Source organism: Ruminococcus sp. SR1/5 (genome assembly GCF_000209835.1).
Classification (GTDB): Bacteria; Bacillota; Clostridia; order Lachnospirales; family Lachnospiraceae; genus Blautia_A; species Blautia_A fusiformis.
In genome coordinates this window covers 2,891,996-2,912,462 of the sequence record NC_021014.1, presented here as the reverse complement: position 1 = coordinate 2,912,462, position 20,467 = coordinate 2,891,996, and the positions used below count along the sequence as shown (strand labels likewise).

Genomic DNA, 20,467 nt, shown 5'->3' with positions numbered 1-20,467 from the left:
TCAACTACCTCCTAATTAGACTCTTCTGCGTTTTGGTGGACGGCATCCGTTGTGAGGAACCGGAGTTACGTCACGAATGCTGGTTACTTCAAGTCCGCATGCCTGAAGCGCACGGATTGCAGCTTCACGGCCTGAGCCCGGGCCTTTTACCATAACGTCTACTGTTTTTAATCCATGAATTAAAGCAGCCTTTGTTGCAGTCTCTGCTGCCATCTGTGCTGCATAAGGGGTAGATTTCCTTGAACCTTTAAATCCAAGACCACCGGCACTTGCCCATGAAAGAGCGTTTCCTTCGTTATCTGTCAGTGTGACGATTGTATTGTTGAAGGAAGACTGAATGTGTGCCTGTCCGTGTTCAACGTTTTTCTTGACACGACGTTTTGTCGTTTTCTTTGTAACTTTTGCCATTTTAAAACTAACCTACACTTTCCTTTTATTGAAATTAATTAGTTATATCTATAAATTATTTCTTCTTGTTTGCAACAGTTCTCTTCGGTCCCTTGCGAGTTCTCGCATTTGTCTTAGTCTTCTGACCACGAACCGGGAGTCCTTTACGATGACGGATACCTCTGTAGCATCCAATCTCCTGCAGTCTCTTGATATTAAGGGCGATTTCCCTTCTCAGATCACCTTCTACTGTCATTGTCTCATCAATAACAGCACTCAGTCTCTTAACCTCGTCATCAGTCAGATCTCTGACACGTGTGTCAGGATTAACCTCTGCTTTAGCAAGAATTTTGTCTGCGCTTGGTCTACCAATTCCATAAATGTAGGTAAGACCGATTTCAATACGTTTCTCTCTTGGTAAGTCTACACCAGCTATACGAGCCATGTACTGTTTCCTCCATTTTCTGTTTCTGAAAGTTCCGCATATCGTATGTCACTTGCTCTCGCAAGGTGAAATGGGACATATCGACCTGCCGCTTTCTTTTCTAGTTTCCTAATTGGGGTGCCTCGGTAAAACACCCAGCTGTAATTGGCGAATCACAGCCTTTCCGAAATTGCGGATCTTAACCGCTGTTGCCTCTCGGTATTAGGCAATACATGCTTATTATCTGTTCAGTAGAACAACCCTGCCGGGTGTTTCATACTGCAGCCGCACGTTTCACAAACATTCCAAAGAAGTTCCGATATGGAAATCAACCCTGACGCTGTTTGTGCTTCGGGTTCTCACAGATGATTCTGATGGATCCCTTTCTCTTAATGACCTTGCACTTCTCGCAGATCGGCTTTACAGATGATCTTACTTTCACTGGAAATCCTCCTTCCGTAAATTAGTCTCATATCTGCAGTTTCACAGGCGCACTCATACACAGTATTTGCGCGCTTGAAATATATACTAACACCTGTTTTCCTGAAATGCAAGAAAAATTAAAAAATTTTTGATTTTTTTACAGGCTGTATTATAATGGGTGGCAAAGTCCGGCAGACATATGGAATCTGCCTATTTTAATGAAAGGAATCTTTACATATGCATACGGAAATGAAATATCGTTTTCTGATACATTACACCTTATCTTTTATCGGTGGATACCTGGGGCTTTATGCCATTGTGTCAAGAGCTGATCTTTTCGGCAATGCCCAGACAGCCAATCTTCTTGGTGTTGTGCGGGATCTCATAGGCAGGAATTTTTCGGATATGCTTCTGCGTGTGGGTGCGCTTCTCATATATATGGCTGCTGTTATCCTCACGGTCTGGATCCCAGAACATTTTTCCGCAGATCTTCGTTTTATCAGTATCGTGATCGATATCTTTGCGATCCTGCTCCTGGGATTCTTTCCTTCCGGAATGTCTCCGGTTGTGGCTCTTTACCCCGTGTTCTTTGCAATGCCTTTCCAGTGGTGTACCTTCAAGGCTCCCGGCGGATATAACAGCTCCACGATCTTTTCCACCAACAACCTTCGCCAGTTCACCACAGCTGCCACTCAGTTCCTTATGAAAAAGGACAGCGCACAGTGCGATAAAGCAAAATTCTACGGAATGACGTTGCTTTCTTTTCATACAGGTGCAGCTTTGTCTCTGATCCTGTATATGACCTGCGGTCTCTCAGGCGTATGGCTCTGTCTGGTTCCTGCCTTCTATGCTGTATGGCTGATCAGTGCAGACCGGAATACCGCAGCCGATACACCGGCAGTTACCCGAAGCACAGCTTCTGACGGCAGCAGCTTCAGGAATCTTTCCTATAAGAAAAAAGAGGCCTGACTTTATTTTAGCTTTGATAAAATAAGAGGAAATGTGATCTGTTTTTACACTGTCACATTTCCTTTTTGTTTACGCGTAAGCCCCTCTGGCGCTTACAGCTTATATGCGTTCGAAATCCAGTATCATGATTTTGAATGGCCGCAAATTGATTTCATCTATATTTCTCATACTATCCTCATAACATATCAATATGCTCTGTAACTTGTTTAAACATTTCACGGTATTTACATTGCGCTTACCAGGAAAATCTTTTATAATTGTTCCAGAAATCATAAATCCTGCTATATATTTTTGACCGAACATGAATGGAGAATTGAAATGCCCAAAAGTATTTACGAAGATATCTATAAAGATCTGAAAATGAAAATAGAGGACAACACCTTTGCCTATCAGGAGCTTCTGCCTTCCGAAAACACTCTGATCCAGACTTACAGCTGCTCCCGCAATACTCTGCGACGTGCGGTCAGTCTTCTTGTCAGTGACGGCTATGTACAGACCATGCAGGGAAAAGGTGTCCGCAATATCTACCGTCCAAACGAGAAGACTGCTTTCACCATCGGAGAGATTGAAACCTTCAAGGAATCTGCTGCAAGGAACGGTCAGAATGCCCATACGGAGGTGGCTCTTTTTACAGAGCTTTGTATCAGCAAAAATCAGTCAGCTTACACAGGATTTCCCGCTGGTGCAGAAGTATATTATATTCAGCGTATCCATTATCTTGAAGATATCCCGCTGATCATCAACCATAATTATTTTCTGAAGGAATCCGTTCCCGGCCTTACTGCCGAGATTGCCAGTCATTCTATCTATGAATATCTGGAACAGGTGCTTCATATGACCATTGTCAACAGCAAACGTATCATGACTGTGGAAAAGGTTACAGAAATTGATGAAAAATATCTTCATCTGAATGTAAAGGATTATAACTGCGTGGCTGTGGTGTCCAGCCAGACTTATAACAGTGACGGTGTAATGTTTGAGTATACCCAGTCACGGCACAGACCGGATCATTTTCGATTTTATGCTAATGCCCTGCGCCGATGAGCCCGGCTCATAACTGCTTCGCAGCTATACGGTTATGAGCAGGTGACAAATGTGGCTCACAAATATCCGCCTAGATCTGTATAGATACCTGGATCTGTATAGATGCTGCAGTTTCCTATTTTCCAAAATTATGTTATACTGAAACGATCAACGGAGAGAGGAAATTTTATTTTTATGAAAAAACGAGAATCTTTTAACAGCCGCTGGGGGTTCATTCTGGCCTGCATCGGGTCTGCGGTTGGAATGGGAAATATCTGGATGTTTCCCACCAGAGTTTCCCTGTATGGCGGGGGATCGTTCCTGATCCCGTATTTTATTTTTGTGGCACTGATCGGCTTTACCGGGGTGATCGGTGAGATGAGCTTTGGCCGCGGGACACGTTCCGGGCCCATTGACGCCTTCGGCATGGCCTGTGAAACCAAATGCAGACGAAGGCTGGGTGAAACACTGGGCTGGATACCGGTGATAGGTGCACTGGCCATGGCTATCGGTTATACGGTTGTTATGGGATGGATCTTCCGATATATGCTCGGAGCCTTTACAGGCTCCACCCTGGCACCTGCAGATATTGAGTCCTTTGGCGCCAAATTCGGAGGCATGGCCTCTGCCTGGGGAAATAATCTCTGGCAGCTGGCTGCTCTTGTGATCTGCATGTTTATCCTGATGTACGGCGTTGGAAGCGGCATCGAAAAGGCCAATAAAGTGATGATGCCTATCTTCTTTATACTGTTTGTGATCCTTGGCATCTATGTTGCCTTTCAGCCGGGAGCTGTTGCCGGATACCGCTATATCTTCCGCGTGGAGCCGGAAGTTCTGGCAAAGCCTTCCACCTGGATCTTCGCACTTGGACAGGCATTTTTCTCCCTGTCTGTTGCAGGCAACGGTACACTGATCTACGGATCTTATCTTCCGGACAGCGAAGATATCCCTGCATCTGCTGCAAGGGTAGCACTTTTTGATACTCTGGCTGCTATGCTGGCAGCACTTGTTATCATTCCGGCCATGGCTACCACAGGTGCCAAGCTTGACCAGGGCGGTCCCGGACTTCTGTTCATCTACCTGCCGCACCTGATCAAAACCATGCCTGGCGGACGGATCATTGCCATCATCTTTTTCGTAGCTGTGTTCCTTGCAGGCATGACCTCGCTTATGAACCTTTATGAAGCTCCTATTGCCACAGTTCAGGAAAAAACAGGTCTTGGCCGGATTCCTTCCTGCATGGTGATCTCAGTGATCGGCGTTGTGGTTTCGCTTCTTATCCAGGGCATTGTTTCTGACTGGATGGATGTGCTTTCCATCTATATCTGTCCTCTCGGCGCAGGACTTGCAGGGATCATGTTCTTCTGGATCTTCGGCCGGAGCTATGTGGAAAGCCAGATCAACAAAGGTCGTGAGAAACCATTCACGAAATATTTTTACCCGGTGTGTAAATATCTTTATATTCCGGTGTGCTTTCTGGTGCTGATCCTTGGTGTTGTGCTGGGCGGGATCGGATGATAAGGTGATAGCATAAGTAAAATAAAAATTATCTGCATAAACAAATCCCCCGAAAAATGATTTTTTAATCATTTCCGAGGGATTTTTATGTTTTATCTTATAATATTCGTAAAGCCAGGATTTTCGATTTGCTGCATATCCTGAATACACTCACTTCACAGTTTGTCAACAAGTTTAAGTTTTACACTGATTTCCAATTATTCTGCATCTTCCGTATCTTTATCATCTGAACTCTCAGCTGCTGTCTCTTTTGTATCCGTTGTCGCTGCCCCGTATGCAGTAACAGATGTAGCTGCCATCATAACTCCCACGATTGCTGCAAGATATTTTTTCTTCATATGAACACCTCTCTTTTTTATATGCTCAATATCAGCAAAAATCTGTTCACTTTATGTTTAAAACGTAAAAAAATGTGAGTGATAACTTCCACTTCAGATTCTTTTTCTGCAGAAAAGGCAAAAAAAGACCCGGCAGCTTAACGCCACCAGGTCGTCTTTTACAATATTTCTTATTTATCTCTCCAGATGATTCTTCCTTTGGAAAGATCATACGGAGAAAGTTCGATCGTTACTTTATCTCCCGGGAGAATACGGATAAAATTCATACGGAGCTTGCCACTGATATGTGCAAGTACCACATGTTTGTTTTCCAGTTCCACTTTAAACATCGCATTAGGCAGTTTCTCCAGAACAGTGCCTTCTACTTCGATCACATCTGCTTTTGACATTTTTTACCTCCTATGTCATGACAACAATTGCTGCTTACAGATTCGTAAGCGTCAGAATCTCTGGTTCCCCATCGGTGATGAGGATCGTGTTTTCATAATGGGCGGAAAGTGAACCATCCATGGTTACCACTGTCCACTCATCGTCCAGCCATGCCACGTCCGCACGACCAAGGTTGATCATGGGCTCGACGGCCAGGGTCATTCCCGGAAGGAGCTTGATGCCCCTGCGCTTCTGCGGGAAGTTTGGAATCTGCGGATCCTCATGAAGATGAGTTCCGATTCCATGTCCTACAAGGTCACGTACAATACCATAACGGTATTTCGCTGCGTGGGCTCCGATGGCTTTGGAAATATCATTTAAATGATTTCCGGCTTTTGCCATTTTCAGTCCTTCAAAAAAGCACTCTCTTGTAACCTTAATGAGCTGCTGTGCTTCTTTGGATACTTCACCTACCGCATAGGTACGTGCTGCGTCAGAATGGTAGCCCTTATAAATCAGGCCGGCGTCGATCTTAACCAGATCCCCGTCCTGGATGATCTTCTCCTCGGATGGAATTCCATGCACAACCTCATCATTCAGGCTGATGCAGAAAGAAGCCGGAAAACCTCCGTAGTTCAGAAAGTTCGGAATACAGCCCATAGACCGGATCATTTCTTCCCCGATCTTATCAATCTCTTTGGTGCTGACACCCGGTTTGATGTAAGGGATCAAACCGTCATGCACCTTCTCAAGAAGATGGCCTGCTTCTCTCATAAGTTCGATTTCATGCTGTGTCTTAATTGTTACGGACATTCTTATTCTCCTAAGATGTCAACGATCTCCTGGAATACCTCATTCAGATCCCTGGTTCCGTCTACCGTCTTCAAAACACCCTGTGTGGTGTAATAGTCAATCAATGGCTGTGTCTGCTCATGATAAACATTCAGACGCTTCTGGACTGTTTCCGGCTTGTCATCATCACGGAGTACAAGCTTGTCACCACAGGTATCGCAGACCCCCTCTGTCTTCGGTGCTGCAAATACAACGTGATAAGTTGCACCGCATTTCACACATGCACGGCGTCCGCCCATACGTTTCACGATGTTATCATCCGGCACATCCACATCGATCGCATAGTCAATTTTGCTTCCAAGTTTGTTCAGAGCCTCTGTCAGACATTCTGCCTGCGGAATTGTTCTCGGGAAACCATCCAGAACATACCCTTCCCTTGCGTCATCCTGCTGGATTCTGTCAACAACAAGGTCGCAGGTCAGTTCATCTGGAACAAGAAGTCCCTGATCCATGTAAGTTTTTGCTTTGTTTCCAAGCTCGGTACCGTTTTTGATGTTAGCACGGAAAATATCTCCTGTGGAGATGTGCGGAATTCCATATTTCGCCGCAATTTTCTTAGCCTGAGTACCTTTACCTGCCCCCGGTGCACCCAACATAATAATTCTCATAGCATACCCTCCATTTTCCTGTTTTCTGCCTGATCTTCAGACAGTCCTGTTTACAAATCAAGGCTGCGACACTTTCGCACCGCAACCTTCATTTTCAATTAGTTCAGGAAGCCTTTGTAATTACGTACAAGCAGCTGAGATTCCACCTGCTTAACGGTCTCCAGGATAACACCTACGATGATGATGATAGATGTACCGCCGAAGGAAACATCCGCACCGAACACACCGTTGAAGAAGAACGGTATAACGGCCACGATAACAAGACCTACTGCACCTATAAATATAATATAATTCAGGATTTTAGTCAAATAATCTGAAGTCGGTTTTCCAGGACGGATGCCTGGGATAAAACCGCCCTGCTTTTTGATATTATCGGCTACTTCCAACGGATTAAAGGTAATTGATGTATAGAAGTATGCGAAGAATACGCAAAGTACCACATACACGATCAGCCCCCAGCTGTACTGGATCTGACTTGGATTACACCAGTTATTGGAGGAAAGTCCTCTTAAGATCTCGCTTCCGATGCCCGTTCCGTTTCCTTTGCCAGCAAACTGAGCAATGATCGACGGGAAAGACATGATAGAGGAAGCAAAAATAACCGGGATAACGCCGGCAGTATTTACCTTGAGCGGAATGTTTGTGGACTGACCGCCCATCATTTTACGTCCAACCATCTTTCTGGAATACTGAACCGGAATTCTTCTCTCTGCTCCGTTGAGGATAAGTACGAGCACTACAACAAACAGAATAATCACAGCAATGATGCAGGCTGCAAGCATTCCTTTTGCAATTGTTTTGCCCTTGACGAAGTTCTCATAAAGAAGGGACATATCACTCGGGATCCTGGACACGATATTGATAGTCAGGACGATGGAAATACCATTTCCAATGCCCTTCTCTGTAATACGCTCGCCCAGCCACATAAGCATTGCGGAACCCGCTGTTAAACTTGCAACAACTACGATTCCTTTAAGGAAGCTCATGTTCGGGATCATACCCTGACGTCCAAATCCGATTGCCATGGCAACAGACTCAAACAGAGCAAGACCAACCGTTACATAACGTGTGATTGCTGTAAGCTTTTTTCTTCCTTCTTCTCCGTCACGCTGCATCTCTTCAAGTGCCGGAATGGCAATGGTAAGAAGCTGAATGATAATGGAAGAAGTAATGTAAGGTGTGATGTTCAATGCGAAAATTGACATCTGAGTAAAGGAACCGCCGGTGAACGCATCAAAGAAATTGAATGCGTCACCGGTATTAGATTCAAACCACTGCTTAAAGAAGTCACTGTCGACTCCCGGTACAGGAAGCTGGGATCCGATTCTGATCACGAATATCATCCAGATCAGATAGAGAAGCTTTCTTCTCATTTCCTTTACTTTGAAAACACTCTTAAGAGTCTCAAACATTAGATCACCTCTACTGTACCACCAGCAGCTTCAATTTTTGTTTTTGCAGTCTCGCTGACAGCGTTTACTTTAACATTAAGTTTTTTTGTAAGCTCGCCGTTTCCAAGGATCTTAACACCATCACCGATCTTGGAGATTGCACCGCTTGCAAGTAAGCTGTCAACTGTAACCTCTGCGCCATCCTCAAAACGATTGAGAACGTCTACATTGATTGCGATAATTTCTTTAGAGTTTCTGTTAGTGAAACCTCTCTTAGGAAGACGTCTGTATAAAGGCATCTGACCTCCCTCGAATCCCGGTTTCTTGTGTCCGGAACGAGCAAGCTGTCCTTTATGTCCTTTACCAGCAGTTTTGCCGTTTCCTGAACCATGTCCACGGCCTCTTCTGAAGTTATCGCTATGCTTGGAACCCTCTGCGGGTCTTAAGTTTGATAATTCCATTCTGGCACCTCCTTAATCTTCTACTTTTACCAGGTGCTGCACCTGCTGAATCATTCCTCTGGTTGCAGCGTTGTCTGGCATCTCAACTGTTTTATGCATCTTTGTAAGACCCATAGCTTTTACAGTTTTTTTGTGTTTCGGTACTGCACCGATTGGAGATTTTACCAGTGTAACCTTGATTGTATCTGCCATTTCCATATCCTCCTTAACCCAGAATCTCATCTACAGATTTTCCGCGGAGCTTTGCAACCTCTTCCGGAGTCTTTAACTGGCTCAGGCCTGCGATTGTTGCCAGAACTACGTTCTGTTTATTTCTGGAACCCATACATTTTGTACGGATGTTTTTGATACCTGCAAGCTCGATTACGGCACGTGCCGGGCCACCGGCGATAACTCCAGTACCTTCCGGAGCTCTCTTCAGAAGCATCTCAGCGCTTCCGAATTTTCCGATGAAGTCATGTGTAATGGAATTGTTCTCGTCTCTTGCAACAGTAACAAGCTTCTTCATAGCGTCCTCTTTACCTTTGCGGATCGCCTCCGGAATTTCTGCTGCTTTTCCTAAACCTGCACCAACGTGTCCATTGCCGTCACCTACAACAACTAAAGCTGTGAAACGGAAGTTACGACCACCTTTAACAACCTTGGTAACACGCTTGATTGATACTACTTTATCTTCTAACTCTAACTGACTAGCATCAATAAGATTACGTTTCATGTGTTCTTTTCCTCCTCTTAGAATTTCAGTCCAGCTTCTCTTGCTGCATCTGCCAGTGCTTTAACTTTTCCGTGGTAGATATATCCACCTCTGTCGAAAACAACGCTCTCGATACCAGCCTCAACAGCTTTTTTACCGATCACTGTTCCAACTTTTGCTGCAGCCTGTACATCATCAGTGTTCTCAAGCTCTGCTTTTACGTCCTTCTGGAGAGTAGAAGCGGATACTAAAGTTTTACCAACTGTGTCATCAATAATCTGTGCATAGATGTGCTTGTTGGAACGAAATACTGCCAGACGAGGAGTAGTTGCAGTTCCGTTTAAATGATGACGTAATCTTCTATGCTTCTTTTCGCGAATTTCGCTTCTGGATGCTTTGTTAATCATATTCTCACTCTCCTTAATTATTTCTTACCGGTCTTACCGACTTTACGTCTGATAACTTCGTCAACGTACTTGATTCCCTTGCCCTTGTATGGCTCAGGTCTTCTCTTGTCTCTGATCTCAGCTGCGTACTGGCCAACTTTTTCTTTGCTGATACCAGATACGATGATCTTGTTTCCGTCAACTGTGGACTCAAGACCTTCTGGATCTTCCATCTCTACCGGGTGAGAATATCCGAGGTTAAGTACAAGTTTCTTGCCCTGCTTAGCAGCTCTGTAACCAACACCGTTAACCTCAAGCTCTTTTTTGTATCCTTCGCTTACACCAACAACCATGTTGTGGATAAGGCTTCTTGTTAAGCCGTGAAGGGCTTTGATTCTCTTTAAGTCGTTCGGTCTTGTTACAACTACATGACCGTCTTCAACTTTGATCTCTAACTCTGTCGGGAGTGCTCTCTCAAGTGTTCCCTTAGGTCCTTTTACTGTTACAACGTTTCCATCTGCGACTGTAACCTCAACGCCAGCTGGAATTGCAACCGGAAGTCTTCCGATTCGTGACATAAATTTGTCCTCCTTACTTAGATTGTCGGAGAGGGCCCATGCCCTCTCTGTTTTCAGTTTAAAAGCTATATGACTGCTTCGTTAAGCGGCTTTGGCCTACCAAACGAATGCAAGTACCTCGCCACCAACCTGAAGCTTACGAGCCTCTTTGTCAGTGATAACGCCTTTGTTTGTGGAAAGGATTGCGATACCAAGTCCACCAAGAACCTTCGGAAGCTCATCCTTGCCTGCGTATACACGAAGACCTGGTTTGGAGATTCTCTTAAGTCCTGTGATGATCTTCTGGTTTTTGTCCTCACCATATTTCAGTGTGATGTGAAGAGTTTTAACAACTCCATCCTCAACCAGATCATATTTTGCGATGTATCCCTCATCTACAAGGATGTTTGCGATAGCAATTTTCATCTTGGATGCCGGTACGTCTACAGTGTCATGTTTTGCAGTATTTGCGTTACGGATTCTTGTAAGCATATCTGCGATCGGATCGCTCATTGTCATGTAAGTTTCCTCCTCTTTCTTCAGACTTTACATGTCGTGTGAATATTATTTAAATGATTAAAAAGTTGCTTTCGCCTCGGCCTACCAGGAAGCTTTCTTAACACCCGGGATCTGACCTTTGTATGCCAGCTCACGGAAGCAGATTCTGCAAATTCCGTATTTTCTCAGGTATGCATGTGGACGGCCACAGATTCTGCAGCGAGTATACTCTCTTGTGGAGAATTTAGCTTTACGCTGCTGTTTAATTTTCATTGCTGTCTTAGCCATGAATCTTTTCCTCCTATTTAGCAAATGGCATGTTGAATAATGTCAGTAATTCGCGTGCCTCTTCATCTGTTTTAGCAGTTGTAACGAAGATAACGTCCATTCCTCTTACTTTATCAACCTTATCGTACTCAACCTCTGGGAAGATCAGCTGCTCTTTGATACCAAGAGCATAGTTTCCTCTGCCGTCGAATGCGTTCGGGTTAACACCACGGAAGTCACGTACACGTGGAAGAGCAAGGTTGATAAGACGATCAGCGAACTCATACATCTTCTCGCCTCTTAAGGTAACTTTACATCCGATCGGCATACCCTCTCTGATTTTGAAGTTAGCGACAGATTTTTTAGCTTTTGTAGCGATTGCTTTCTGTCCTGTAACAAGTTCCATATCTGCGATTGCAGCGTCAAGAAGTTTAGCGTTCTCTTTTGCCTCGCCAACACCCATGTTAACAACGATTTTCTCGAGTTTTGGCACTTCCATTACGTTTTTGTATCCGAATTTCTTGGTCATGGCATCCATGATCTCGTTCTTGTAAAGATCTTTTAATCTACTCACCTTTATATGCCTCCTCTCTTAATTAATCGATTGTCTTTCCTGTTGCTTTGGCAACACGAACTTTTTTGTCTCCATCCATCTTGAATCCAACTCTTGTAGCTTTTCCGTCTACAACGAGCATTACGTTGGAGATATGAAGCGGAGCTTCTTTTGTCACGATTCCACCGTTCTGATTAGCTGCGGACGGTTTAGCGTGCTTTGTAACCATGTTTACGTTCTCAACAACTACTGTGTTGTCTTTTACGTTAACTGCAAGGACCTTTCCGTCCTTACCTTTATCTTTTCCAGTGATTACCTTTACAGTATCACCTTTTTTAATTTTCATAGCTGACATTCGGCACCCTCCTATAATACTTCCGGAGCTAAGGAAACGATCTTCATGAATTTCTTCTCACGAAGCTCTCTGGCAACTGGTCCAAAGATACGTGTTCCTCTCGGAGTTAAGTCATCCTTGATAATTACGGCAGCATTTTCATCGAAACGGATGTAAGATCCGTCTTTACGACGAGCGCCTTTTTTAGTTCTAACAACTACAGCTTTAACAACGTCACCTTTTTAACAACGCCGCCTGGTGTTGCATCTTTAACCGTAGCAACGATTGTGTCACCGATGTTTGCATATCTTCTTGTAGAGCCGCCCATAACACGAATACAAAGGATTTCTTTTGCACCAGTGTTGTCGGCAACTTTCAGTCTAGTTTCCTGCTGAATCATACTGGTTTCCTCCTTATTTAGCTTTCTCTACGATCTCAACCAGTCTCCATCTCTTGTCCTTGGACAGCGGTCTGGTCTCCATTACCTTAACGGTATCTCCGATGTTGCACTCATTGTTCTCGTCATGAGCTTTTAATTTATATGTTCTCTTCACGATTTTTTGTAAAGAGGATGTTTTACATGGTCTTCAATTGCAACTACGATGGTCTTATCCATTTTGTCGCTGATAACCTTACCCACGCGGGTTTTTCTCAGATTTCTTTCCACGATTATGTCCTCCTGTCCTATTTGGAAGCGTTTGCCTGCTCAGTGATTACTGTCTGGATTCTGGCAATATTTTTACGAACCTCTTTGATTCGTCCTGTATTGTCTAACTGGTTTGTTGCATTCTGAAATCTCAGATTGAAAAGCTCTTTTTTAGCAGCTACTAATTCTTCATTCAGTTCTGCAACTGACTTTGCTTTTAAATCTTCCACGAACTTATTAATTTTCACTGTTATCACCGCCTTCTAAGTCTGCACGAGAAACGATTTTACATTTACATGGTAACTTGTGCATTGCAAGACGTAATGCTTCACGGGCAACCTCTTCGGACACGCCTGCAATCTCAAACATAACACGACCTGGTTTTACTACTGCTACCCAGTACTCCAGAGCGCCTTTTCCGGAACCCATTCGAGTCTCAGCTGGTTTAGCTGTTACCGGTTTATCCGGGAAAATCTTAATCCAAACTTTACCGCCACGTTTGATGTAACGGGTCATAGCAACACGGGCTGCCTCGATCTGATTAGATCTGATCCAACATGGCTCAGTAGCAACAAGACCGAAATCACCATAGTTGATAACATTGCCTCTAAGGGCTTTTCCTCTCATGGAGCCACGGAATTGTTTACGACGTTTTACTCTTTTTGGCATTAACATTATTTATCGCTCCCTTCCTTAGTTCCTTTTGTCGGAAGAATCTCACCATTGTAGATCCATGCCTTAACACCAACTTTACCGTATGTGGTGTCTGCTTCCGCAAAGCCATAGTCGATATCTGCACGAAGTGTCTGAAGCGGGATTGTTCCCTCGCTGTAGAACTCTGTACGAGCCATATCAGCTCCGCCGAGACGTCCGGATACGGAAGTCTTGATTCCCTTAGCGCCAGCCTTCATTGTTCTCTGCATTGTGGACTTCATAGCACGTCTGAAGGAAATACGGTTCTCAAGCTGAAGAGCAATGTTCTCAGCAACCAGCTGTGCATCTTTGTCCGGTCTCTTAACTTCTTTGATGTCAACGATAAGCTTCTTGTCTGTGTATTTCTGAAGCTCAGCTTTAACTTTCTCGATCTCTGCGCCGCCCTTACCGATTACGATACCAGGTTTTGCTGTGTAGATGATGATCTTAACTCTGTCAGATGCTCTCTCGATCTCGATTTTGGAAACACCTGCGCTGTATAATTTCTTTTTAAGGAATGTTCTGATGTTGTAGTCTTCTACCAGGTAGTCAGCAAACTTGTCTTCTGCATACCATCTGGAATCCCAATCCTTGATAACTCCGACTCTAAGGCCATGCGGATTAACTTTCTGTCCCATGCTTTTCCTCCTTACCTTTCATCAAGCACAACTGTGATATGGCTAGTTCTCTTCTCGATTCTGTAAGCTCTACCCTGTGCTCTCGGCTGAATTCTCTTCATTGTAGGTCCCTTATCTGCATAGCATGCTGCAACATAAAGGTTGTCTGCGTTCATTCCGTTGTTGTTCTCAGCGTTTGCTACTGCTGACTCAAGCAGTTTTTTGATCACGCTGGAAGCGTATCTCGGATTGTATGTCAGGATACCAAGTGCTGTCTGTACATCTTTGCCACGGATCGCATCTAATACGTAGCAGGCTTTCTGAACAGAAATTCTTGCATAAGATAACTTTGCAGACGGCCTTGTCTCTCTATTATTCTCATTTCTGGCTCTCTTTATCTGGCTTCTATGTCCTTTTGCCATCTTAAAGTGCCTCCTTTCTTAAATTCGATATCTAAGTTATCTGCCAGCTGTCTTAAATTGACAGCGGGCAGTTATAAATCTGATGACTAGCGTACTCCGGACTTCTTCTCGTCTTTTCCGTGTCCTCTGTAAGTTCTTGTTGCAACGAACTCACCAAGTTTGTGTCCTACCATATCCTCTGTGATATATACCGGCACATGTTTTCTTCCGTCATGAACAGCGATTGTGTGTCCTACGAAAGACGGGAAGATTGTGGAACGGCGAGACCAAGTTTTGATTACGGATTTATCATTTGCAGCGTTAAGAGCGTCTACTTTTTTAAGTAAGCTCTGGTCTGCAAAAGGTCCTTTTTTCAGTGAACGAGACATGCTTTCTCCTCCTTATTATTTCGATAATGCTTTTCCATCGCGTCTTCTTACGATGTACTTGTTGGACTGTTTGTTTTTCTTTCTGGTCTTCAGGCCGAGAGCAGGTTTGCCCCACGGTGTGCAAGGACCTGGGCGTCCGATACCGGTCTTACCTTCACCACCACCATGTGGATGGTCATTCGGGTTCATTACGGAACCACGAACTGTAGGTCTGATACCCATGTTACGTTTACGTCCGGCTTTACCGATGTTAATAAGGTTGTGATCTCCGTTTCCGATTACACCAACAGTTGCGCGGCATACGATCGGAACCATTCTCATCTCACCGGAAGGAAGACGAAGTGTTGCGTACTTTCCTTCTTTAGCCATGAGCTGTGCGCCGTTTCCTGCAGAACGAACCATCTGTCCGCCTTTTCCAGGATGAAGCTCAATGTTGTGAACCATAGTACCAACCGGGATAAGCTCCAGTGGGAGGCAGTTTCCAACACGAACCTCAGCTTCCGGACCATTGTAAACCTTCTGGCCTACTTTAAGTCCCTCTGGAGCGAGGATGTAAGCTTTCTCGCCATCTGCGTAGCAGATCAGAGCGATGTTAGCTGTTCTGTTCGGATCGTACTCGATTGTTTTAACTGTTGCAGGGATTCCATCTTTTCTTCTCTTGAAGTCGATGATTCTGTATTTTCTTCTGCTTCCGCCACCCTGATGTCTTACAGTGATCTTACCCTGATTGTTACGTCCAGCGTTCTTCTTAAGGGAAGTAACGAGGGATTTCTCTGGTTTTGCAGCTGTAATCTCAGAGAAGTCGGAACCAGTCATATGTCTTCTTGACGGTGTATATGGGTTATAGCTTTTGATTCCCATGATGTTTCTCCTTTCGAATTTGTTCTCGTGCTTTCGTGCACATATTCGGACTTATCTGTTAATTAAAGTCCCTCAAAAATCTCGATATCTTTGCTCTCTTCTGTAAGAGCTACGATAGCTTTTTTAGTCTTAGCAGTTTTTCCAACTACCATTCCACGGCGTTTTTTCTTTCCATCACTGTTGATGGTGTTTACGCTCTTAACTTTTGTTCCCTCGAACATCTTCTCAACAGCCTCTTTGATCTGAGTCTTGTTAGCTTCCGGATGTACAAGGAATGTATATTTCTTCTCACCCATGTCTGCCATGGATTTCTCTGTGATAACCGGACGGATGATTACGTCATAGTACTGAATACTTGCCATTATGCGTATACCTCCTCGATAGATGCAACGGCATCCTTTGTAACAACTACGGTGTTGTGTTTCATAACATCGTATGTGTTGATTGTAGCCGGTGTTGCAGTTTCCACGTCAGCGATGTTTCTTGCGGAAAGAACTACGTTCTGATCGTTGTCAGCTGTGATTACAAGAGCTTTCTCTGCTTTCAGGTTTGTAAGAACCTTCTGCATCTCTTTTGTCTTAACCTCAGCAAGTGCAAGGCTGTCAACAACAACAAGTTTATTATCCTGAACCTTGGATGTCAGAGCGGATTTAAGAGCTGCTCTTCTTTCCTTCTTGTTCATTTTCACTTCATAATCTCTCGGAACCGGAGCGAATACAACACCGCCGCCTGTCCACTGTGGTGCACGGATGGAACCCTGTCTTGCATGACCTGTTCCTTTCTGTCTCCACGGTTTTCTTCCGCCGCCTCTTACCTCAGAACGAGTTTTCGCTTTCTGAGTTCCCTGACGGTTATTTGCAAGCTGACGAACAACTGCAAGATGAACGAGATGCTCGTTGATCTCAACGCCGAATACTGCGTCATTCAGCTCCATTGTGCCAACTTCATTGCCTTCCATATTATAAACAGTTACATTAGCCATTCTGATGCTCCTCCTTTCCTATTATAAGGACTTTACTGTCTCTTTGATTGTAACCAAAGATTTCTTAGGTCCTGGAACAGCACCCTTAACTAACAGTAAGTTATTTTCTGTATCTACACGTACGATCTCAAGATTCTGAACAGTTACCTGAACATGTCCCATGTGACCTGGCATATGTTTTCCTTTGAAAACCTTGCTCGGATCGGAGCAAGCGCCGTTGGAACCTGCATGACGATGATATTTAGAACCGTGAGCCATAGGTCCTCTGGACTGGCCATGTCTCTTGATGGCGCCCTGGAAGCCTTTACCTTTGGAAACTGCAGTAGCATCGATATGATCTCCTGCTGCAAAGATATCAGCCTTGATCTCCTGTCCAACCTCATACTCGCCGGCATTGTCAAATCTGAACTCTTTTACAAATCTCTTTACAGCTACACCAGCTTTGTCAAAGTGGCCTTTCTCCGGTTTGTTGACCAGTTTCTCTCTGATCTCGCCGAAGCCAACCTGAACTGATGTGTATCCATCGTTCTCCTCAGTTTTAACCTGAGTTACAACGCAAGGACCTGCCTGTAAAACAGTTACCGGAATTAACATTCCATCTTCATTGAAGATCTGAGTCATTCCGACTTTAGTAGCTAAAATAGCTTTCTTCATTTCTTTCTTCCTCCTTATAGCGGATTACCATTCGGTAATCATATAGTTAATGTCAAATGACATTATTAGCGGTTTTTCATCTTGATATCGATGTGAACACCAGCCGGCATTTCCAGTCTGGAAAGTGCATCTACTGTTTTCTGAGTTGGTGTCAGGATATCGATAAGTCTCTTATGTGTTCTCTGCTCAAACTGCTCTCTGGAATCTTTGTATTTATGAACAGCTCTTAAGATTGTAACAACCTCTTTCTTAGTAGGAAGCGGAACCGGTCCACTTACCATTGCTCCGTTCTTCTTTACTGTCTCGATGATCTTTGCTGCAGATGCATCAACGAGCTGATGATCATATGCCTTTAATGTGATTCTCATTACCTGATTTGCCATAAAAAAAGTCTCCTCCTATTCGTACTTATATAGCAGTACGACAAGCGGCGACTGTACACATCTCCGTGTGTGTCATGGTATATTTGCACACACGTCCCATCCCAAGATGGTTATTGAACTTTGTACAGTGACTTGTCGTCAGTTTCCTAACTTGACATTCGCTCCACGGAAAACCTGCCAGTGTGGCAGCAACCTCGCGCTTCATAGCTATCAATGTCACAGCAAGGATTAGTATATACGATGATTCTTCAGAATGCAAGCCTTTTTTAAATTTTTTGATTTTTTAAAAAGAAGAAAATGGCTCATTTCTGAACCATTTTCTTCTTATATAATAGGTACTTATTTTATTCTTCCATATCGTCCACATCACCACTGATGATATCCGAGTAATCAAACAGTGTAACCTTCGTGATGTCATCCTTAACGATATCCGGTGCATCACCGGCCTTCTTTACGCGGCTTGCAAGCTGCGCTGCGGAATAAGACGGCATCGCAAGGCTTCCAATGGTAACCGGCTCCTCTTCCTCTTCCGGAACCTCTTCGACCTTTCCGGCCGGATGCGGCTTTCTGTTTTCTTCAACCGTACGTTCTGCCATTTCCAGTCTGGAAAGCATATCTGCTTCTTCTGAAGTGGCTGCTGCAATCTCTTTCTTAAGTTCCGCATGAGCTTCACTTGCGGCAGTCTGTGCAGTCTGCTGTATGGCAGCCTTCTTTTTATTCTCCGAATAGCCTGTAACATCCTCTTCGTCAATCTCATCTACGAAACCGCCCGTACGGACCTTACGCTTATCTGCTTTTTATTTTGTGTTTTCGTGCCTTTTCTTCCTGAATGATCTCTTTTCTTCTTCCTTCATTCTTCTGGCACGTGCTTTTTCTTCCTGCTTCAGTTCTTTCCTGGACTTCGCATAACCCGGTTCCGGATCGTTCACATCTTCCTCAATATCATCCGGCTCTTTCTTCCAGAGCTCTGCGATCACATACAGGATGATCAGGAACAATACGACCAGACCAAGAATGATCAGGCCTTCAATACTTTCTGTAGCCACCATAAGATATCCCACATAGCCAATGGTAACTACAACTTTCGGAACATAATCTCCAACCTTAATGGTAAAAGTCTTTCCTCCGGAAACGGACTGATCTGTTACTGTTCCGGTTCCCTTGGAGGCATCGAGATTGGTGATCGTATATTTATATGTCTCGGAATCTTTCTGTACAAGGATCGGAGTACCTGCGCTGATCGCAGAACTCTTCTCCGGGATCGCATATGTAACAGATCCGACTGGGAGGTTCGTTGCCTTATCGGATTTATCCACGATCACTGTTCTCACCCCGAAGAACGGCGGAAGAACAAGTCCCAGTACACAGATCAGTGTGCATATCACAACAAAATGTACGATAAATTTCAATACTTTTGACATAGGTAATCTTCCTCTTTCATATTTGTAGGTACTTTGAAGCGGAAAGGGATACAGCGGGAATCGGTCTTCCTTTCCGTCTGTATCCCTTTATATTCCACATCCGCAGGAATCTACCCTTTTCCGCGGACTGCTCTGTCCCAACTGATTACTGGTTGCTTAAATACTGTTCAATGCTCTCCATCGCTGCATTCTCATCATCACCGTTGGCAGACAGTGTAATCTCTTCTCCAGCGTCAAGTCCCAGGGTCATCATTCCCATAATGCTCTTTGCATTGACTCTTTTTTTGCCAATCTCAACATAAATTTCACTGTTAAACTGGCTTGCCACCTGAACAAGCTGTGCTACAGGTCTTGCCTCCAGTCCAGTGGATAAGTTGATAGTGATTGGTTTTTTAATCATAATAGCTCCTCCTTGTTCTCCCGCAGCTCATCTGCGATCTCACTCAGCTTGCGAAGCCGGTGATTCACACCTGATTTGCCCACCTGCGGATTCAACATCATACCTAATTCTTTCAGTGTGGCATCCGGATACTGCAGTCTCAGCCTGGCTATCTGTGCCAGTCCATCGCTTAAGCTCTCAAAGCCGATAGTTCTGCTGATCAGCTGTATATCTTCCACCTGTCTCACTGCCGCATTTACCGTTTTATTGATATTCGCAGCCTCACAGTTCACCTTACGGTTTACCGTGTTACGCATTTCCTTAAGTATCCGGATGTTCTCCAGATCCATAAGGGCTACGTTCGCCTCCATGACTGCCAGCATGTCAACGATCTGCGCGCCTTCCTTCACATAGACCACATATGATTTCTTGCGCACCACAATTTTAGCTTCTACGTGAAAGCTGCGGATAATCCCCTGTAATTGTTCTGCTTTCCTGCTGTCCGGACACACGATCTCAAAATGATACCCTTTCTCTGGATCACTGATCGAACCGGACGACAAAAAAGTACCGCGAATAAATGCCCGCTTGCAACAGTTCATCTGAACCACAAGCGAATTATCCATTTCAAGTAAACCGGTTTCGTTATCCACAGAAAGTTTTGTCCCCTGCAGTACTTCCTCTGTTCTGGCAGGATCCGTAACCTCAACAAGATATACCTTACCCCGTTTGAGATGAGACCCTTCCCGGATAACAATCGCTGTCTCTATATTAAAGGTTTTTCGCAATAATGTAAAGCTTTTTCTTGCAACTGCTTCATTTTCTGTCTGGATCCATAGTTTTCTGTTTCCATCCGACATTTTTTCCACACGGCCGCAGCCGCAGAGCAGTGCCGCCAGTTCTGCCACCTGACAGTGCCTGGCCAGACTAAGCTGTCCTGCAAGTTCTTCTTTGACTTTTCCTGAAAATGACATCCCGAACCCTCTTTT

At 44.4% G+C, this 20,467-nt stretch carries 34 protein-coding genes and 2 pseudogenes; 3 read left to right on the top strand and 33 right to left on the bottom strand.

Annotated features, from left to right (window positions below; all coding sequences use genetic code 11):
- Positions 1 to 15 precede the first annotated feature (15 nt).
- The 3 genes from rpsK to rpmJ all read right to left on the bottom strand — a co-directional run bounded on the left by rpsK (position 16) and on the right by rpmJ (position 1,253).
- A complete protein-coding gene (rpsK, locus tag CK1_RS14645; RefSeq protein WP_015526942.1) occupies positions 16 to 408 on the bottom strand; it encodes a 30S ribosomal protein S11 in 393 nt (130 codons plus the stop codon).
- 55 nt (positions 409 to 463) lie between these two features.
- A complete protein-coding gene (rpsM, locus tag CK1_RS14640; protein WP_008707282.1) occupies positions 464 to 832 on the bottom strand; it encodes a 30S ribosomal protein S13 in 369 nt (122 codons plus the stop codon).
- Between the two features lie 307 nt (positions 833 to 1,139).
- Positions 1,140 to 1,253, bottom strand: coding sequence for a 50S ribosomal protein L36 (gene rpmJ / locus CK1_RS14635; RefSeq protein ID WP_003022746.1), 114 nt, complete (start codon positions 1,251 to 1,253; stop codon positions 1,140 to 1,142).
- Between the two features lie 218 nt (positions 1,254 to 1,471).
- Between rpmJ and CK1_RS14630 the strand changes: the two genes are divergently transcribed.
- The 3 genes from CK1_RS14630 (at position 1,472) to CK1_RS14620 (ending at position 4,744) form a co-directional block, all read left to right on the top strand.
- A complete protein-coding gene (locus CK1_RS14630) occupies positions 1,472 to 2,203 on the top strand; it encodes a YoaK family protein (protein ID WP_015526941.1) in 732 nt (243 codons plus the stop codon).
- 318 nt (positions 2,204 to 2,521) lie between these two features.
- The gene (locus CK1_RS14625) at positions 2,522 to 3,247 is read left to right on the top strand and encodes a UTRA domain-containing protein (protein WP_015526939.1); all 726 of its coding nucleotides are present in this window, start codon (positions 2,522 to 2,524) and stop codon (positions 3,245 to 3,247) included.
- Between the two features lie 174 nt (positions 3,248 to 3,421).
- On the top strand, positions 3,422 to 4,744 hold the full coding sequence (locus CK1_RS14620) for a sodium-dependent transporter (protein WP_015526938.1): 1,323 nt from the start codon (positions 3,422 to 3,424) through the stop codon (positions 4,742 to 4,744).
- A 197-nt stretch (positions 4,745 to 4,941) separates the two neighbouring features.
- On the opposite strand, the gene CK1_RS14615 is transcribed toward CK1_RS14620, so the two are convergent.
- The 30 genes and pseudogenes from CK1_RS14615 to whiA all read right to left on the bottom strand — a co-directional run bounded on the left by CK1_RS14615 (position 4,942) and on the right by whiA (position 20,452).
- The gene (locus CK1_RS14615; protein ID WP_015526937.1) at positions 4,942 to 5,082 is read right to left on the bottom strand and encodes a hypothetical protein; all 141 of its coding nucleotides are present in this window, start codon (positions 5,080 to 5,082) and stop codon (positions 4,942 to 4,944) included.
- A 170-nt stretch (positions 5,083 to 5,252) separates the two neighbouring features.
- Positions 5,253 to 5,471, bottom strand: coding sequence for a translation initiation factor IF-1 (gene infA / locus CK1_RS14610; RefSeq protein ID WP_005428560.1), 219 nt, complete (start codon positions 5,469 to 5,471; stop codon positions 5,253 to 5,255).
- 34 nt (positions 5,472 to 5,505) lie between these two features.
- Positions 5,506 to 6,264 (bottom strand): type I methionyl aminopeptidase, encoded by a 759-nt coding sequence (gene map / locus CK1_RS14605; RefSeq protein WP_015526936.1) that lies wholly within the window; start codon positions 6,262 to 6,264, stop codon positions 5,506 to 5,508.
- Positions 6,265 to 6,266: 2 nt separating this feature from the next.
- Positions 6,267 to 6,911 carry an adenylate kinase gene (locus CK1_RS14600; protein ID WP_015526935.1) on the bottom strand — a complete coding sequence of 215 codons (645 nt, stop codon included), beginning with the start codon at positions 6,909 to 6,911 and terminating at the stop codon, positions 6,267 to 6,269.
- A gap of 98 nt (positions 6,912 to 7,009) precedes the next feature.
- Positions 7,010 to 8,323: a preprotein translocase subunit SecY gene (gene secY, locus CK1_RS14595; protein WP_015526934.1), complete on the bottom strand. Its 1,314-nt coding sequence runs from the start codon at positions 8,321 to 8,323 to the stop codon at positions 7,010 to 7,012.
- A complete protein-coding gene (gene rplO, locus CK1_RS14590; protein ID WP_015526933.1) occupies positions 8,323 to 8,763 on the bottom strand; it encodes a 50S ribosomal protein L15 in 441 nt (146 codons plus the stop codon). Before rplO ends, secY begins: the two co-directional genes overlap by 1 nt.
- Before the next feature lie 12 nt (positions 8,764 to 8,775).
- Positions 8,776 to 8,955, bottom strand: a complete 180-nt coding sequence (rpmD, locus tag CK1_RS14585; protein ID WP_015526932.1) for a 50S ribosomal protein L30 — start codon at positions 8,953 to 8,955, stop codon at positions 8,776 to 8,778.
- A gap of 13 nt (positions 8,956 to 8,968) precedes the next feature.
- Positions 8,969 to 9,478: a 30S ribosomal protein S5 gene (gene rpsE / locus CK1_RS14580; RefSeq protein WP_015526931.1), complete on the bottom strand. Its 510-nt coding sequence runs from the start codon at positions 9,476 to 9,478 to the stop codon at positions 8,969 to 8,971.
- A 17-nt stretch (positions 9,479 to 9,495) separates the two neighbouring features.
- On the bottom strand, positions 9,496 to 9,864 hold the full coding sequence (gene rplR / locus CK1_RS14575; protein ID WP_015526930.1) for a 50S ribosomal protein L18: 369 nt from the start codon (positions 9,862 to 9,864) through the stop codon (positions 9,496 to 9,498).
- A 17-nt stretch (positions 9,865 to 9,881) separates the two neighbouring features.
- Positions 9,882 to 10,421 carry a 50S ribosomal protein L6 gene (gene rplF, locus CK1_RS14570; RefSeq protein ID WP_015526929.1) on the bottom strand — a complete coding sequence of 180 codons (540 nt, stop codon included), beginning with the start codon at positions 10,419 to 10,421 and terminating at the stop codon, positions 9,882 to 9,884.
- Between the two features lie 96 nt (positions 10,422 to 10,517).
- Positions 10,518 to 10,919, bottom strand: coding sequence for a 30S ribosomal protein S8 (gene rpsH / locus CK1_RS14565; RefSeq protein ID WP_015526928.1), 402 nt, complete (start codon positions 10,917 to 10,919; stop codon positions 10,518 to 10,520).
- An 81-nt stretch (positions 10,920 to 11,000) separates the two neighbouring features.
- Complete coding sequence (locus CK1_RS14560; protein WP_015526927.1) at positions 11,001 to 11,186, bottom strand: type Z 30S ribosomal protein S14; 186 nt, start codon at positions 11,184 to 11,186, stop codon at positions 11,001 to 11,003.
- Between the two features lie 13 nt (positions 11,187 to 11,199).
- A complete protein-coding gene (gene rplE, locus CK1_RS14555; protein WP_021650765.1) occupies positions 11,200 to 11,739 on the bottom strand; it encodes a 50S ribosomal protein L5 in 540 nt (179 codons plus the stop codon).
- Positions 11,740 to 11,761: 22 nt separating this feature from the next.
- Positions 11,762 to 12,073: a 50S ribosomal protein L24 gene (gene rplX / locus CK1_RS14550; RefSeq protein ID WP_015526926.1), complete on the bottom strand. Its 312-nt coding sequence runs from the start codon at positions 12,071 to 12,073 to the stop codon at positions 11,762 to 11,764.
- Between the two features lie 11 nt (positions 12,074 to 12,084).
- Positions 12,085 to 12,452 (bottom strand): annotated as a pseudogene (gene rplN / locus CK1_RS14545) (50S ribosomal protein L14).
- A gap of 13 nt (positions 12,453 to 12,465) precedes the next feature.
- Positions 12,466 to 12,722: pseudogene (rpsQ, locus tag CK1_RS14540) on the bottom strand (30S ribosomal protein S17).
- 14 nt (positions 12,723 to 12,736) lie between these two features.
- Positions 12,737 to 12,946 (bottom strand): 50S ribosomal protein L29, encoded by a 210-nt coding sequence (gene rpmC / locus CK1_RS14535; protein WP_021650762.1) that lies wholly within the window; start codon positions 12,944 to 12,946, stop codon positions 12,737 to 12,739.
- Positions 12,936 to 13,373, bottom strand: a complete 438-nt coding sequence (gene rplP / locus CK1_RS14530; RefSeq protein WP_015526924.1) for a 50S ribosomal protein L16 — start codon at positions 13,371 to 13,373, stop codon at positions 12,936 to 12,938. Before rplP ends, rpmC begins: the two co-directional genes overlap by 11 nt.
- Entirely contained in the window at positions 13,373 to 14,029 is a 657-nt protein-coding gene (gene rpsC, locus CK1_RS14525; protein ID WP_015526923.1) for a 30S ribosomal protein S3, read from the bottom strand. Before rpsC ends, rplP begins: the two co-directional genes overlap by 1 nt.
- Before the next feature lie 11 nt (positions 14,030 to 14,040).
- On the bottom strand, positions 14,041 to 14,430 hold the full coding sequence (rplV, locus tag CK1_RS14520) for a 50S ribosomal protein L22 (RefSeq protein WP_015526922.1): 390 nt from the start codon (positions 14,428 to 14,430) through the stop codon (positions 14,041 to 14,043).
- 86 nt (positions 14,431 to 14,516) lie between these two features.
- Positions 14,517 to 14,798, bottom strand: coding sequence for a 30S ribosomal protein S19 (rpsS, locus tag CK1_RS14515; RefSeq protein ID WP_015526921.1), 282 nt, complete (start codon positions 14,796 to 14,798; stop codon positions 14,517 to 14,519).
- A gap of 15 nt (positions 14,799 to 14,813) precedes the next feature.
- Positions 14,814 to 15,659 carry a 50S ribosomal protein L2 gene (rplB, locus tag CK1_RS14510; RefSeq protein ID WP_015526920.1) on the bottom strand — a complete coding sequence of 282 codons (846 nt, stop codon included), beginning with the start codon at positions 15,657 to 15,659 and terminating at the stop codon, positions 14,814 to 14,816.
- Positions 15,660 to 15,721: 62 nt separating this feature from the next.
- Positions 15,722 to 16,021, bottom strand: coding sequence for a 50S ribosomal protein L23 (gene rplW, locus CK1_RS14505; protein ID WP_015526919.1), 300 nt, complete (start codon positions 16,019 to 16,021; stop codon positions 15,722 to 15,724).
- Entirely contained in the window at positions 16,021 to 16,641 is a 621-nt protein-coding gene (gene rplD / locus CK1_RS14500) for a 50S ribosomal protein L4 (RefSeq protein ID WP_015526918.1), read from the bottom strand. Before rplD ends, rplW begins: the two co-directional genes overlap by 1 nt.
- A gap of 21 nt (positions 16,642 to 16,662) precedes the next feature.
- Complete coding sequence (gene rplC, locus CK1_RS14495; RefSeq protein WP_015526917.1) at positions 16,663 to 17,295, bottom strand: 50S ribosomal protein L3; 633 nt, start codon at positions 17,293 to 17,295, stop codon at positions 16,663 to 16,665.
- 65 nt (positions 17,296 to 17,360) lie between these two features.
- The gene (gene rpsJ / locus CK1_RS14490) at positions 17,361 to 17,678 is read right to left on the bottom strand and encodes a 30S ribosomal protein S10 (protein WP_015526916.1); all 318 of its coding nucleotides are present in this window, start codon (positions 17,676 to 17,678) and stop codon (positions 17,361 to 17,363) included.
- Positions 17,679 to 18,022: 344 nt separating this feature from the next.
- On the bottom strand, positions 18,023 to 18,292 hold the full coding sequence (locus CK1_RS14485; protein WP_015526915.1) for a hypothetical protein: 270 nt from the start codon (positions 18,290 to 18,292) through the stop codon (positions 18,023 to 18,025).
- A 183-nt stretch (positions 18,293 to 18,475) separates the two neighbouring features.
- Positions 18,476 to 19,099, bottom strand: coding sequence for a hypothetical protein (locus CK1_RS14480; RefSeq protein WP_015526914.1), 624 nt, complete (start codon positions 19,097 to 19,099; stop codon positions 18,476 to 18,478).
- A gap of 145 nt (positions 19,100 to 19,244) precedes the next feature.
- Positions 19,245 to 19,499: an HPr family phosphocarrier protein gene (locus CK1_RS14475; RefSeq protein ID WP_015526913.1), complete on the bottom strand. Its 255-nt coding sequence runs from the start codon at positions 19,497 to 19,499 to the stop codon at positions 19,245 to 19,247.
- A complete protein-coding gene (whiA, locus tag CK1_RS14470) occupies positions 19,496 to 20,452 on the bottom strand; it encodes a DNA-binding protein WhiA (RefSeq protein WP_015526912.1) in 957 nt (318 codons plus the stop codon). The genes CK1_RS14475 and whiA overlap by 4 nt, the downstream gene beginning before the upstream one ends.
- Positions 20,453 to 20,467 lie beyond the last annotated feature (15 nt).